Source organism: Sulfobacillus thermosulfidooxidans DSM 9293 (genome assembly GCF_900176145.1).
In the GTDB taxonomy this organism is placed as follows: Bacteria; Bacillota; Sulfobacillia; order Sulfobacillales; family Sulfobacillaceae; genus Sulfobacillus; species Sulfobacillus thermosulfidooxidans.
Genome location: NZ_FWWY01000001.1, coordinates 3,095,309 through 3,110,619, shown reverse-complemented (window position 1 = coordinate 3,110,619; position 15,311 = coordinate 3,095,309). Strand labels below are relative to the sequence as shown.

Genomic DNA, 15,311 nt, shown 5'->3' with positions numbered 1-15,311 from the left:
CGATTGAAAAAACCGCGCATTGGACATACGAAATGAAAACGATCGCCCATTTCTGAGTTAAATTGCGTAAGCATCCCACGAATGGCTAAATTGAAGGAGCTGTCCCCAAAAGGGACAGCTCCGGCCGAGAAAACACATAATCGTGGCCATGATGTCAGGAATTACTGTAAAATCTGATCAATGCGTTTTAATATGTCCAGAGGTAACTCGACATCTACAGCCTTAACATTCTCTACCACTTGTTCGGGTTTAGAGGCCCCAATTAAGGCACTAGAAATTGCCGGTTGGCGTAGTACCCAAGCTAAAGCCAACTGGCTTAAAGATATTCCCAAATCGTTAGCGACGGACAACAGATCTTCCACTTTGGCAAAGTTTTCATCAGTTAGATACCGGGTAATAAAATGGCTAATTTTTTCGGTCGTTGCCCGCGAACCCGGAGGCAATGGCTGACCTTTGCGATATTTTCCCGTCAAAAGACCTTGAGCTAATGGGGAAAATACGACCACGCCAAGTCCATACTGTTCGCATAACGGTAATACCGCCTGTTCGATATAGCGGTTAAACATGTTATAAACGGGTTGACTGGCACGCAATGGATGCGTTCCTAACACACTTTGCACTTGCACAGCCTCAGCAATTTTCTCAGCTGGCCATTCACTAACCCCACCGTAACGCACTTTACCTTGCCGCACAAAGTCGTCAATCGTGCTTACAATTTCTTCCATTTCGGTATCCGGATCATATCGGTGACAGTAAAAAATATCGACATAGTCGGTGTTGAGCGCTTTGAGACTCTGCTCTAATTGACTGGTCAGGTGCTTTCGACTCAGGCCCCGGTCATTGACTCCCGGTCCCACGGGCCAGAAAGCTTTGGTCGTTAACACATAGGAATCACGAGGAAAGGGTTGCAAGGCTTTAGCCAAAAATCGCTCGGCTTCGTGCGGTGTACTACCATAGACATTGGCACAGTCAAAATGATTAACACCGAGCTCATAAGCTTGATGAACACAGGCTTCAGCTGTATTCTGTTCCGTGACTGTTCCATAAGTCAGCCAACTTCCTAAGGCAATTTCTGAGACTTTGATTCCGGCCTTTCCTAACCGCCGATATTTCATTGAATAATCCCCCTTAAGTGTCCATCAACCCGATTATGACAAATACGGCGAAACCAATAACGATGACTCATGCAGTCGCATATTCGTGTGTTTTTCTTGCAAACGTGCCAAGGTATATTCATCTTCCACAAGTAATACAGGTTGTTCATCCGCGTCTAGTACGACCCGCGCTCGGTCGAACCGACCTAGCTCAGGCAATGTCCCTTCTATCCACCGTGCAATCGAATAATTCAGGGGACGAATCGTAATATCGACCCCGTATTCCATTTTCATCCGGTATTCCAACACTTCAAATTGTAGGGGTCCGACGACGCCCAAATAGATCTGGGGCCCTAAATCTGTAGGATGGAAGACCTGAATCAATCCTTCTTCCGTTAATTCGCTGAGACCGCGTTGATATTGTTTGTGTTTCAACGCATATTTGAGTTCGATTTCAGCGAAGTGTTCCGGGCTAAACCGGGGAAAACCGGTAAATTCGAACTGTTCGCCTTCCGTTAAGGTATCTCCAATATGGAAAAGGCCAGGATCATGAAGCCCAATTACATCGCCCGCAAATGCTTCTTCCACAATAAACCGATCTTGTGCTAAAAATTGCTGAGGTTGACTTAATCGGATAACCCGTCCTGAACGGACATGATTGACGGCCATGCCGCGTTCAAAGCGTCCCGAAACAATGCGAACAAAAGCGATGCGGTCACGATGCTGGGGATTCATATTGGCCTGAATCTTAAATACAAAACCGCTGAAACCCTCACGGCTTGGATCTATAGGTCCTATCGTGCTAGGCCGTGGTGTGGGAGGCGGCGCGAGTTGCAAAAAGGTATCTAGAAAAGATTTCACGCCAAAATTCGCAATGGCACTCCCAAAAAACACAGGGGAAAGGAGACCTTGAGTGACTTTCTGTTCAGAAAAAGGCTCTCCCGCATCCATAATCAACTCTAAGGCTTCTTCCAAGGCGTGCCGTTGATCGTCGGGAATCTGATCATGCATTGCAGCATAATCCACGATTCGGTAATCCTGGTTAGCTCGGTCAAAATGTTCAAACCGCCGATGATGAATATCATAAATGCCACGAAAATCTAAGCCCATGCCTACAGGCCAGTTCATGGGATACGTTTGAATCCCCAAGACTTGCTCAATTTCTTGAAGGAGATCCCAGGGATCCCGCCCCTCCCGATCTAACTTGTTAATAAATGTAAAGACCGGAATATGACGGCTCGAGGCGACTTGAAAGAGTTTCACTGTCTGCGGTTCGACGCCTTTGGCAGCATCAATCACCATTACGACACTATCCGCAGCCAAAAGCGTCCGGTATGTATCTTCACTAAAGTCTTGGTGGCCAGGAGTGTCCAACAAGTTCACCCGGTATCCGTTATAATGAAACTGCAAGACGGTCGATGTGACAGAAATTCCTCGTTGTTGCTCAATAGCCATCCAATCGGAACGAGCATGAGCTTGTTGCCGGCGAGCTTTTACCGCCCCAGCCTCACGGATGGCTCCACCAAACAAGAGAAGTTTTTCGGTCAAAGTTGTTTTTCCGGCATCCGGATGTGAAATGATGGCAAATGTTCGCCCAGACACAATGTTATCTCGCAACGTGCTCACAATATTCCCGCTCCTTCTGATGATTACCGGTAAATTATATCATCCTAAACGCCGCTTCACACATCGACAACAAGCAAAAGTGGTTTACAATAGTCATGGCTCTTTCTGTCTACAGAGTTCAAAATCGAGGTGACAGACATTGAAAGACAGGCAGCATGATGAATTTAATGCCCGCGTTAAGACAGTTTTCGAAGGCCTCCCGATTATTTATTATCGTCTTGATGCGCTGAACTCAGAAAATTCGACCTCCATTAATACCCTTCCCTTTTCCATAAAAATCTTGTTGGAATCTTTATTACGTCAAATGGATGGTCATCAAATCACCAAAGATGATGTCTTGCGTCTAGCCCACTGGGATCCGCATAATCCTTCCGCTAGTGGTGACATTCCTTTTAAACCGGCTCGCGTTGTACTGCAAGATTTCACAGGTGTGCCGGCCGTTGTCGACTTAGCAACCATGCGTGATGAGGCGTCTCGTCTTCACAAAGATCCCACCCAAATCAATCCTTTGGTCCCGGTTGATTTAGTAATAGACCACTCCGTGCAAGTTGACGCGTTCGGTACACCCACGGCATTGCAAATCAATACAGAACGTGAATTTCAACGGAACAACGAACGATATCGCCTGTTGAAATGGGCGCAACAAGCCTTTCATAATTTCCGGGTAGTTCCTCCCGGGACAGGCATTGTTCATCAAGTGAATTTAGAATACCTCGCATCGGTCGTGGCAACCCGTAAGGATGGAGAGCAGATTGTGGTCTTCCCGGATTCCGTCGTTGGCACCGACTCTCATACAACCATGATCAACGGTTTGGGTGTTCTAGGCTGGGGTGTTGGCGGCATTGAAGCCGAAGCTAATATGTTAGGCCAACCTCTATCATTTGTCGCCCCGGCCGTGATTGGATTCCGGCTGACGGGCCAACTTCGCGAAGGCGTTACCGCCACCGATTTGGCCTTGACGATTACCCAGATTCTCCGCCAGCATGGCGTTGTCGGCAAATTTGTGGAATTTTTCGGTCCTGGTGTCGCGCAAATGAGTATTGCTGATCGCGCGACCGTTGCTAACATGGCACCCGAATACGGAGCGACTATGGGGTTTTTCCCCGTCGACGCGGAAACCATCCGGTATTTGCGACAAACCGGCCGAGATGATCAGCATGTTCGCCTGACCGAATGGTATCTCAAAGAACAAGGATTGTTCCGCACAAACGATACGCCAGATCCCGAATTTTCAGAAGTCATCGAACTTGATCTGGCCGATGTCCGTGCCAGTTTAGCTGGTCCCAAACGTCCCCAAGACCGTATTGATTTGACGGCAATGCCTGAAGCCTTTGAACAATCCCTGCGCCAAGATGTTAGCCAACGAGGGTTTGGTCTGACTCCTGACCAAATCCACAAAACGGCCACCATGACGTGGGAGGATGGGCATCAAGAAACGATTGGTCAGGGTTCTGTGGTCATTGCCGCCATAACCAGCTGTACCAATACCTCTAATCCTTCCGTCATGATTGGCGCCGGGCTTTTGGCCAAAAAGGCTGTAGAGCGTGGATTAAAGGTCAAGTCTTATGTCAAAACGTCATTAGCCCCCGGCTCCCGGGTCGTTACAGCCTACTTAAAAGCGGCTGGCTTATTACCCTTTCTGGAACAATTAGGCTTTGACATTGTCGGTTATGGGTGCACCACGTGTATTGGTAATAGCGGACCCTTACCTCCATTGGTCTCTCAAGCGATTCAAGAGCAAGATTTGACGGTAGCCGCCGTCTTAAGCGGGAACCGCAACTTTGAAGGCCGCGTTCATCCTCTTGTCAAGGCCAATTATTTAGCGTCGCCGCCTCTCGTGGTGGCCTATGCCTTAGCGGGGACCATGCGAATTAATTGGAATGACGATCCTTTGGGTTATGACGCCGAGAACCATCCCATTTTTCTCCGGGATATTTGGCCCAGTAATCACGAAATTCAAGAAACCCTGGCCAAAGCCCTCCAACCATTACTGTTTACCGAACAATATAACGAAGTGTTTGGCGCCAACCCATTATGGAACCAGTTGCCGGAAATCTCAGGCAGTACCTATGCCTGGGACGAATCCTCAACCTATATTCAAAAGCCCCCGTTTTTCGAAGCCCATGACAGCACCCACGAAGATATTCATGGTGCCCGCATTCTTGCCATTTTCGGGGACTCGGTGACAACAGATCATATTTCGCCAGCTGGAAGCATCCCTGTGAATAGCCCTGCTGGACAGTATCTGTTATCCCATCAGGTCGCTCCGCAAGATTTCAATTCGTACGGGTCACGCCGCGGGAATCACGAGGTTATGATGCGAGGGACTTTTGCCAATATCCGGATTCACAATCTCATGGTGCCAGGCAGTGAAGGCGGAATCACCCGTGTCTACCCATCCGGTGAGGTATTACCAATTTTTGACGCAGCCATGGCCTATAAGAATCAAGGCACACCTCTTGTCGTCATCGCCGGTAAAGAATATGGAACAGGTAGTTCCCGGGATTGGGCAGCTAAAGGACCCAAATTGCTTGGGGTACGTGCGGTCATTGCGGAAAGTTTTGAACGCATTCACCGAAGCAATCTCGTTGGGATGGGTATTTTGCCGTTGCAATTCGAGCCCGGCCAATCCGCACAGTCGTGGGAATTGACGGGAGACGAAACACTGGATGTGATCTTGCCATCACCGCTAACTCCGGCAGCCAAGGTCACTGTGCAGGTTCACTCCCCGCATACTCAAACGCCAAGGAGTTTTCATGTCATCTCCCGTTTAGATACGCCCGTGGAGATTGAATATTTCCATAACAATGGCATTCTGCAAACTGTGTTAAATCATCTGGCATAAAACCGAAAAAATCCGGCGAAGATCGTTATCCCTCTTCGCCGGATGCATTAGAATGGCCACAGGTAAATTGATATTGATCCACTTCACGCACAGCCTGAAAACCCGTCTGTTGATAGACACGATTAGCCGCTGGATTAGCTTGGTCAGCAAATAAATAAATGTCCGTATATCCAAGGGCGAGAAGCGCTTGACAACTAAATGCCACAAGACGACGAGCATAACCGTGGTTGCGCCAATTTGGTGGAGTATACACAGGCGCAATGCGAATCCCATGCGGGGTAGGATGAGCATAGCCAACGACACTCCGCGGAACCCCGCCGTCTCTTAAGATAAAAAACCCGCCTTCACGATAAGACCCTTGTAATCGGTTCTGAACTACTGAGCGGGCATGTTCCGGAGTCGAAACCATTTCTGGCATGGCTTCTCGTTCAAATTCAACGATCCAGGAGACTAACCAGTCGGCATCGTCTTGGTCGGTCAACTGAACCATTTCTTCCCCTAAAACAGGCGGTATAGCATGCAAGGATGCTGCCGTTAACTCATAAATCTGTTCACGTATCAGGCGTTTAGATTGACATGCCCTCAGCTCCGCCCAGGTGTCACTAAACCTTTTGGCCAATGTTACAGGACCAAGAACCCCGGGCAAATCGATATGACGCTGATAAAGTTCACAAGCTAGTTCGTAGACCGCTTGTTCGTCGCGAAAATCGGATAAAACAAGTTGATGGCCGCCTGTGCGCAGCGCCACTCCACAAATAGCACCCGTATCATCCTCAATACTCATCCAATAAGCGTTTTCCGTTAGTGAAGGGTTTCTATCCAACTGAGCGATTAATCCCAATAGTAAATTATGGGCGGATTCTGATTTCATTAAATAATCGTTTACCCGCCGGGTAAAGTCATGATACGACAGTTCTTCAGGCCCTTGAAATCTTGTCATCATCCTCCCCTTCTTTCCCAGCCAAAAATTCTACTCATTGTGGTCTCAAATTCCGATGTTGTCGTGAATCATATCAAACGATGAATCTTATAGAAAGCTTGCGATGAGCCAAAGCACAAAATACAGACCTTAATTCTACGCCACTACAACCGAACTACTCTGATAATGACGATATGAAGGATTAAGCGGTTCAAGATGATTGTGTTAGTGCGTGATTGTCCAATTGCAGAAAAAGGCCTTGAGAATGGAATGGTAAACGGCTGATTACGGAAGATACCGCGGCTGAGATATCCTAGCTGCGCGAATAGATGGCACCCGCCCTAAACGGATTTCGCGCATTTTGACTTTCCTGCAACGTATCCCAACGACATAAAATGAATATAAGGAGGCGAAATTAATGGAGCACATCACCATCAATGGACAAGAGTGGTTCTCTCGACCCGAGTCGAGTTTCAAGACTTACGCCGCGTTTATCAAGGCGAGACCTCTGAGAATTAATTCCACTGGCAACTGGTCTTCATATCGCCAAGTTTCCTTGTATTTCGCCCATGCGCCACAAGGTTTAAACGATCAAGCATGGTGGACTTGGAATGTCGATGTGGAACAGTATCTCAATCTTGGTATCGTTTTTCTCGGTATCGCAGAAATTCGATCCGGACATTTTTCCTGGTCTGGTAACTATCCCCTGTTTGTGCGCTCAAAACAGCTTTATTCGATTCTTGCCATAGCGGATGATCACAGCTATGGAGTGTGGGGCACGCCGTTTGGATGGTGGATGGGACCTTTACGAGGAATTCCCGACAGTCCTGATCAGGCGTCATGGTAATGACAATAGAGACCCCAAGTGATCTTCCCATGACTTTGACGGCTCAAGTGCGCCATTTCACATGGGGCAATGATGCCCGGAATGGGTGTCGATTTCTTACCACATATCGCCAATTGATCAAGAAAGCTCACGAAGTCTGTTGATGTTAAGACCGCATAATGGCCGTTACATTATCAGTGAACGGATAAGCCGAAATGTAAATGTGCTGGGAGATGAAATGAGTTACCAATCTTCTTCCATCACGCCTTTATTCACCGGTCGGCTGGAAAAAAACCGTCGTCAACGAAACGGCTGAAAATTCTTCTTCCTCGGCAAGAATTTCTGCACGGAATGAAGGGATAGCGCCGGCCAAGACCCGCAAGGGCAATTCGCCGCCTTCGGGAGCAGCGTGCTCTCGCCAACTGATTGGAGCATTCCAAAGAAGTTCCCACTGTCCTTGCATAAAGGCTTCTTTCGCAGTCCTTAGATATTGGCGAGCATCCTCCGGGTAACTCACCAAATCCTGATTCCATAAATCCAAACGATGAATCAACGATCCCGTCGCTATGACCAAAAGATGAAATTTCTCGGCCAATTGGTGAATTTGATGTCCCAATGTCTCGTGGACTGCTGGACCTAATTCGGGGCAAATGGAAATTGGAACCACAGGAATTTTTGCGGCTGGGAAGAGATGATGTAATGGGGCCCACGCTCCGTGATCCAGTCCCCATTGGTCTGTTACTGCGATAGGAACATCGACTTGCCGAGCTAATTGCTCTAAGGTCTGCACGACCTCAGGGGCGCCAGGTGGTGAATAATGCACGTGGTAGAATGCAGATGGAAATCCTGTAAAATCAAAGATCTGCCGCAACGGCGAAGAATTGACGAGGCCAAAACCTCTTCCTGTCACAAAATGCGGCGAAATGACCAGAATCGCATCGATGGATGACAAATCCTGAAGACGCTGGCCCAGATCTTTCAAGGCCCGTTCCGTAGCCTCGTGACGGATTCCCAGATCGCCAATCAAAGTTGGCGTGTTTGGGGCATAAATTCCGCCTAATAGTGCCATTTGCTTTCGACCTCTTTTCCCGATCATTCGTTAGAGGACCACCCGCCCAAGATCTAGCGTTATGGCTCCTATTTTATGGCATTAAGAATGCGCTCCTTCAGGATTTGTGGGTCATTAATCGCCGGATCATCATCGACCCATTGCTGTACTTGTTTTAGCCACCTGCCGACCTCGGGCCCCGGAGAGAGATGGAGCCAGCGCATAATATCCTTTCCATTGATGGCTAAGCGTGTTGGCGACGAGGAGGGACTAAGCGCCTCGTTCCAGCGGCGTTTCACCCTTTCTTCAGCGGCCCAACGCGTGTGATATCCTGCTCCAATAATATCCATTTTGCGGAGTATCCACAATTGTTGAACATGCTCGTCTCCCCATTCTCGAGCAATACGTCTTAAAGTTTTGGCTTCCACTTGTTCCCATGGATACATATGATGAGCAATTAACGCGGTTACGGTCCTAATCGTTTTGTGGTCAAAATGAAGGGATTCCAACAGGTTTTTGGCCAAAACCGCTCCTGTTTCGGCGTGACCATAAAAATGCCCGTGTCCTTTGGCGTCCAACGTATAGGTCCATGGTTTTCCGATATCATGTAAGAGCCCGGTTAATCGCAATAATGGGCTTGGACCTTCTTGAGCGGTGTATAATAAATGGTGGTTTAATATATATCGGTGATAAGGATTTCGCTGAACGAATCCTTGCGTCATTCGCCAATGGGGCCATATCACCACAAATAAGCCAAAGCGCTCCGCTTCCCATAACGCCCGTCCAAAATGCGGGGTCTGTAACAGCCGCCATAACTCGTCTCGTTGGCGCTCGACGCTGATTCTTTTCAATTGCGGCCATAAGCGCTCTATGGCAGATTGAAGGGATTGTGCCAGTTGAAAAGGTTGGCCGTGATGGTCCATTCCCACAAAGCGCACCGCACGCCAGATTCGTAATGGATCCTCAGACAAACGGCGGTGGGCATCCCCGACACAGGCAATAATCCCTCGGTCCAAATCCTTCTGCCCTCCGTAGGGATCAATCAAACGCCCTTCCCAAGTGAGGGCAAGAGCATTGATCGTAAAATCCCGCCGAGCTAGATCCTCTTCAATATTATCTGTCCAGTCAACCTGGTCAGGATGGCGCCCATCATGATACCGCCCTTCCCGTCGCAAGGTTGTGTGCTCGATAATACACTGAGGCGCACGCGGGTCATACAAGCTAACCGTGCCAAACCGCACTCCCGTAGCGATCACTCGCCACTGATGCTGATGTGCCCAAGCTATTACCTGTTCTGGCGTTCTTCGGGACGCCAAATCGTAATCATGCGGTCTCACACCGCGCAACAAATCCCTTACAGCCCCTCCGACTAAATACGTCGGCACCGAAGACTCCCGTAATGACGACCATAAACGTCTCACGGTCGAAGGAATTTGCCTGCGCCATGGCTGCTCCATGGTGCTCCTCCTTACCTTGGTCATCTGTCTTCTCATCTTATCCTCTAACGCCGCCGCATTCTAGACTTTGTTTCATCCTAAATCGTGTCCAGTTGACATCTTTAGTGTTCGCAGAAAATCGTTCTTATCGCGGTCATTGAGCGTTTGCAGTTTTTCCTAAAATCTTGTAACATTCATTTGATTTGTTGTACTAACGGATTATTTGAAGATATTACCCCGTCCCATTGGTCCGACAGGGTTGAAGGAGGGTCTATTATTTACCGACTGACGAAGGCCGCACTGAACAACGTCACCTTTATCATCCTCTTGGTGGTTATTGGTATTGCTGGAGGCATCTGGTCCCTCTTTCAGATGCCGATTGAAAGCTTTCCTAGTATTAGCGCACCCGTTGTCAATATCGTGACACAATATCCTTCGGCACCGCCGAAGACCGTCGCTGAAGACGTCACAGCTCCTATCGAAGAAGCGTTAATCGGCCTGCCTAACATCTCTTCAGTCAATTCGACATCCAGTGAGGGCTATTCGGTCGTTACCGCAGAATTTAATGTCGGCGTCAATACCTCGCAAACCGACAGTGCCGTCACGCGTGCATTACAAGGTATCGCCTTACCACAAGGCGCCTCTACACCTACCATTAATACATTAGATTTAAATGCTTTACCCATTATGATTGTGTCTTTATCCGGGCCCTCGTTGTCTCAACTCGGACAGATTGCTAACCATGTCATCGCTCCCGCCCTATCTTCGGTGAGTGGCGTATCTTCCGTGACGGTGGCTGGTGTGGACAGTCCGGCCATTCAAATTACCTTAAATCCTCAAGCGCTCCAAGCACACCATTTAAGTCCCGAAGAAATTTCCACCGATGTGCAAGATGCCTTAAAAACGTTTCCGTTGGGGCAAGCTGTAATGAATAACAAAGGGATTTCCATTGTGGCCGCCCCTGCCGCCAATACGCTAGAACAATTGGCTAACTTGCCGATTGTTTCCTCAAATCTATCACTTCCAAACACGTCCAAGATATCTCATTTCTCCCCATCAGCGAATTCATTGACACTAAAAAATCTAGCCACCCTCAACACCGTAACGGCCCCTGCAAGCACGATCAGCCGTCTTGATGGTCACCCCAGCGTCACCCTGAATGTGATCGAAACCTCTGATGCAAACACCGTCGACGTCGCGCATAATGTTTTGCAACAAATCAATACCTTGCAGTCTCAGTTGCCCAAAGGTGTGACATTATCTGTTTTACAAAATCAGGCAACCAGCATTAAAGCCTCGGTCAACGGTATGGCCCGGGAAGCAATTTTAGGAGCGATTTTGGCCGTCATTGTGATTGCCTTCTTCCTATGGAACGGCCGCTCGACCTTGGTCGCGGTTGTCGCTATTCCCTTGTCGATCTTTATTAGTATGATTGTGCTTCATGCCATCGGGATAACCTTGAATATGATGACTTTAGGCGGCATGGCTGTGGCCGTTGGACGTGTGGTGGATGATAGTATCGTGATGTTAGAAAGCGTTTACCGCAGAATGCAAGCCACGGGGCAACGAGGAGCTGACGCCATCATTCACGGGGCCAAAGAAGTGGCTTCAGCCATTACCGCATCGACCCTTACCACGATTGGCGTGTTTTTCCCCATTGGGCTGGTAAGTGGGATTGTCGGCGAATTTTTCCGGCCATTTGCCTTGACAGTGGTTTTTTCTCTCATTGCATCGTGGTTCGTGGCTCTAGTGGTCAATCCCATCCTGATCCATGTCTTTTTGGGCAAAGGACACATAGACACCAAACATGAATGGGCTCCCGCTCGTCTTTACCGCAAAGTCCTCAGATGGAGTCTTCACCACCCATTCGTGGTATTATCCTCTGCGGCTATTTTGCTGGTGGGAAGTCTCGCATTAGTTCCCACCATTGGTACTGCCTTTTTACCGCCCACGTCAACGCCTTCGCTTAATGCCAAAATGATTTTACCCGCAGGTACCACTCTCGCTGCGACCAATGCCGATAGTCTGCAGGTAGAAAAGGTGATTCGCCATTTGCCAGGAGTTCTCCAATATCAAACCACGGTAGGAGCCCCCACCAAAGCTTCAAAATCCATCGTGCAAAGTAACGTCGCCAATTTCTTCATCAGTTTGGCGCCGACGGCTGATCCTCAAAATCTTTCTACCGAACTGGACAATCGCTTAAATGCCCTGCATCTATCTGGAGCCACTTTTTCCGTCGCACCTGGCAGTTCCTTTGGAGGTGGGTCAAGCACCAATCAACTCCAAGTCTTAGTCCAATCATCCAATCCCGCGCATTTAGCGGCAGCCAGTCAAACGGTTGCCCGGATTATGCAGCAGCAACCGGGGGTTAGCCAGGTACAAAATCAATTATCCACCAATCAACCAGAAATTACGGTGCAGATTAAACCGTCCGCCGCAGCGGCCCTAGACTTGACATCATCCGATATTTTGGGCCAACTCTCCCCGTATTTCGTGAACAGTCAAGTGGGCACCCTATCTTCTCAAACGTCGACGATCCCGGTTTATCTCCAACTGCCTCATAATTCGACCATGTCTTTGTCCGCTCTTAAGAACGTGCCCATTCAAACTCCTCTTGGCCATAGGGTTCCCCTAAGCCAGGTAGCAACCGTGTCGATGCAATCGGTGCAAACCACAATTACCCAAACTAACGGCATTCCCACGGCTACAGTGTCCGCAGTGATTACAGCACAAAATGTCGGAAAGGTCACCCACTTGATTGCACACGCCATTGCTCAAGCTCATCTTCCTTCGGGCGTTTCCACCGTCATGGGAGGAGTGTCGCAATTACAATCCCAGGCATTTAGCCAGTTAGGCGAGGCCATTGTCGCCGCCATTATATTGGTCTATCTGATCATGGTCCTAGCCTTTGGCGGCGGCTTGGCCCCGCTCGCAATTTTGTTTTCCTTACCCTTAGCCGTCATCGGCGCCCTCATGGGTTTATATATTAGTCACCAACCTTTAGGCATTCCGGCCCTCATTGGGTTTTTGATGTTAATTGGCATTGTGGTGACTAACGCGATTGTGCTTGTTGATTTAGTGCAACAGCACCGCCATGAGGGTATGGCGTTAGATGACGCCCTGCTTCAAGCGGGCTCTACCCGTCTTCGTCCCATTCTTATGACCGCCTTAGCAACCATTGGTGCGCTATTACCTTTAGCCCTTGGTGCTAACGAAGGCAGTCTCATTTCGGCCTCTTTGGCGGTTGTGGTCATTGGAGGTCTTTTCACATCAACCCTATTAACCTTAGTTGTCGTACCCATTATGTACCGCATTTTGCATCACGGACGGCGACATTCTGGGAATTCCCAGATCAAAACTGCCTAAGGCTACGATCTGGCGGCTTAATTTCCGCCCTCACCGGACACTTCTATGGCTTCCGGTGAGGGCTCTTTCAAATGGGACTCTCCCAGACTAATAAGGTCTCGACTTTTTCGCCGGGTTTTAAGACGCGCCAGCCGGTGAGCTTTGGGGGATACGGCAGATGAGGGGCATTGTGAACCCAAGTATACGGTTCGACGCTAATAAAGTCGGCGGTTTTGTGAGGTCGGTATAAAACCCAGTGACCAAATGGTGCAAAGGCGTGAAGCCAAATCTTTTGATGCTGATCGGCATCCTCGAATCCCACAACATGGTGTTCGGGGCTATTGACGGTGTAACACATATCGCACACCAGATCCCTTGGATTCCATTGCGAATGCAACCATTCAGCATGGGGCAATTCGCCGGGCCTGGCCAAGCGAACGGGCATTAAATCGGGACCCATAATCCAAGCGCGTCCGGGTGGCAGCGATAACTGCCACCCGGTTGCAAGACAAATATTGAGGTGATATCCAAAACCAAATGGAATCTCTCGTCGACCTAAATTGGTAAACGATGCGCGCATCTTAAGAAACTGTTGCGTTAAGGCATATTCCACACGTACCGCTAGAGGTTGGTGCATATAGTGAGTTAATAGGGATAGGGTATCCGTCGCCGGAGTCAGAACACATTGAGTCTCTGATTTCATTTGAATGTCAAAAGGCTTATTCCATAAGAAACCGTGTAAATGATTGGGTCCCGCGGTGTCATTACGCGGCCACTGCCAGTGTTCGGTCCCATAATGGCATTGTCCGTCCGCAATGCGTCCCGCAGGAAACAATAAGGGCATGCCAAACAAATAGGGTTCACGGTCGAGATCTTGCTGAGTCAAAGGGCCCCGGATTAATGCGTGTTGGCTAGGTACGTGAATCAGTTGCCCGATAGTGGCTCCCCATTGTGGCCAGAGCGTTACTGCCCAATATGAATTTTCGAGATGAACTCGATCATGCATTCATCCATCCTCTTCTTTCTGACTCATAACACCTTATGCAACCCATCGGCTGGGCGCAAAACGGTCAATACGCGGGGTAATGCCCAGCGGTTCTCCTGGTAGCGGCGGATTAATAGGGCCTCAATGTCGGCTTGTTGTTCACAATCGCCGAGTGCCACGACTGAACCACCAAATCCAGCCCCCGTCACTCGAGCTCCTACCCCCATGTCTTGTAACCATGCCACCGTTTCATCCAGTACGGGTGTCGAGACCATGAAATCTCGCGACAAGGACTGGTGACTATCCCACAATAACTGATTAACCCGACTCCAATCGCCCCGTTCTGCCGCCTCGATCGTGGCTTGCACCCGCTGATTTTCCCCAATGACATGCCGCGTGCGCGCTTTCAGCACGGGATCAGTCAGTTGATCGATGTTTTTGTCTGAGGCAAAACGCAAGCAAGGGATGCCTAATATGTCACTAGCTTCTTTTGTTTCTTTAACGCGCTCATGATAACCACTGCCTGCTAAAGTTCTCGGTGTCCGTGTATCAATGATAAAAAGTGATTTCCCGGCTTGCGCATAATTAAAAGAGACAGGCTGTCCTTCTTCCGCAAGAGCATCGACGCGTATGGCACAATCTCTTTGTCCACACACAATAGCCAAAGGGTCTAAAATTCCTGACTCTACACCTAAATAGACATTTTCGACTTGCCGGGCGAGATGAATCAGCGTCTTTGCATCATGAGGGCGTTGGCCAAGATCGGACAAGGCGGCTAATAGCGCTAAAGACAACGAAGCCGACGACGAGAGTCCACTCGCTACGGGGAGGGTCGACATCAAAAGAATATTCGCGCCTGTTGTCACGCCTAATAAGTCCCATACTGCCACGACAAATCCCAGAAGACCTGACAATGGCGTCTTTTGGGCAAGTCGAGACACAGTCTCAAGGGGAAGATCAACCCTTTGATCGGGAAGATAGTCACTATATACATGAATTTCCTCATCAGGGCGTAACTGAGCTGCAATCCAGGTGCTGTAAGGCACTGCAATCGGTAAGGCAAATCCGCCTTGGTAGTCGGTGTGGTCGCCTATTAGATTAACGCGTCCAGGAGATTCCCACACACTTTGAGGGGGCTCCCCAAATAACTGCGAGAAGTGATTGACTAATGTTTCGGCTCTCACGGG

10 protein-coding genes are annotated in these 15,311 nt (G+C 49.0%); 3 read left to right on the top strand and 7 right to left on the bottom strand.

Features of this window, described 5'->3' with window-relative positions; all coding sequences use genetic code 11:
- Positions 1 to 161: 161 nt before the first annotated feature.
- Positions 162 to 1,115: an aldo/keto reductase family protein gene (locus tag B8987_RS15360; protein ID WP_020374059.1), complete on the bottom strand. Its 954-nt coding sequence runs from the start codon at positions 1,113 to 1,115 to the stop codon at positions 162 to 164.
- A 33-nt stretch (positions 1,116 to 1,148) separates the two neighbouring features.
- The gene (locus tag B8987_RS15355) at positions 1,149 to 2,720 is read right to left on the bottom strand and encodes a peptide chain release factor 3 (RefSeq protein WP_020374058.1); all 1,572 of its coding nucleotides are present in this window, start codon (positions 2,718 to 2,720) and stop codon (positions 1,149 to 1,151) included.
- 139 nt (positions 2,721 to 2,859) lie between these two features.
- On the opposite strand from B8987_RS15355, the gene acnA reads away from it, so the two are divergent.
- The gene (gene acnA / locus B8987_RS15350) at positions 2,860 to 5,565 is read left to right on the top strand and encodes an aconitate hydratase AcnA (protein ID WP_020374057.1); all 2,706 of its coding nucleotides are present in this window, start codon (positions 2,860 to 2,862) and stop codon (positions 5,563 to 5,565) included.
- 25 nt (positions 5,566 to 5,590) lie between these two features.
- Here acnA and B8987_RS15345 read toward each other — a convergent pair whose 3' ends face one another.
- Positions 5,591 to 6,508: a GNAT family N-acetyltransferase gene (locus B8987_RS15345; RefSeq protein WP_081503193.1), complete on the bottom strand. Its 918-nt coding sequence runs from the start codon at positions 6,506 to 6,508 to the stop codon at positions 5,591 to 5,593.
- A 394-nt stretch (positions 6,509 to 6,902) separates the two neighbouring features.
- Between B8987_RS15345 and B8987_RS15340 the strand changes: the two genes are divergently transcribed.
- Positions 6,903 to 7,331, top strand: a complete 429-nt coding sequence (locus B8987_RS15340) for a hypothetical protein (RefSeq protein WP_020374055.1) — start codon at positions 6,903 to 6,905, stop codon at positions 7,329 to 7,331.
- A 247-nt stretch (positions 7,332 to 7,578) separates the two neighbouring features.
- Here the strand turns inward: B8987_RS15340 and B8987_RS15335 are convergent, their stop codons facing one another.
- Positions 7,579 to 8,379, bottom strand: coding sequence for a dioxygenase family protein (locus B8987_RS15335; protein ID WP_020374054.1), 801 nt, complete (start codon positions 8,377 to 8,379; stop codon positions 7,579 to 7,581).
- A 68-nt stretch (positions 8,380 to 8,447) separates the two neighbouring features.
- Positions 8,448 to 9,815: a CCA tRNA nucleotidyltransferase gene (locus tag B8987_RS15330; protein WP_020374053.1), complete on the bottom strand. Its 1,368-nt coding sequence runs from the start codon at positions 9,813 to 9,815 to the stop codon at positions 8,448 to 8,450.
- A 177-nt stretch (positions 9,816 to 9,992) separates the two neighbouring features.
- Here B8987_RS15330 and B8987_RS15325 point away from each other — a divergent pair, with 177 nt between their 5' ends.
- The gene (locus tag B8987_RS15325) at positions 9,993 to 13,160 is read left to right on the top strand and encodes an efflux RND transporter permease subunit (RefSeq protein ID WP_157782341.1); all 3,168 of its coding nucleotides are present in this window, start codon (positions 9,993 to 9,995) and stop codon (positions 13,158 to 13,160) included.
- 67 nt (positions 13,161 to 13,227) lie between these two features.
- Here B8987_RS15325 and B8987_RS15320 read toward each other — a convergent pair whose 3' ends face one another.
- Entirely contained in the window at positions 13,228 to 14,145 is a 918-nt protein-coding gene (locus tag B8987_RS15320; protein WP_020374051.1) for an aldose 1-epimerase, read from the bottom strand.
- A gap of 23 nt (positions 14,146 to 14,168) precedes the next feature.
- Positions 14,169 to 15,308 (bottom strand): galactokinase, encoded by a 1,140-nt coding sequence (locus tag B8987_RS15315; RefSeq protein WP_176213249.1) that lies wholly within the window; start codon positions 15,306 to 15,308, stop codon positions 14,169 to 14,171.
- Between the last annotated feature and the right edge of the window lie 3 nt (positions 15,309 to 15,311).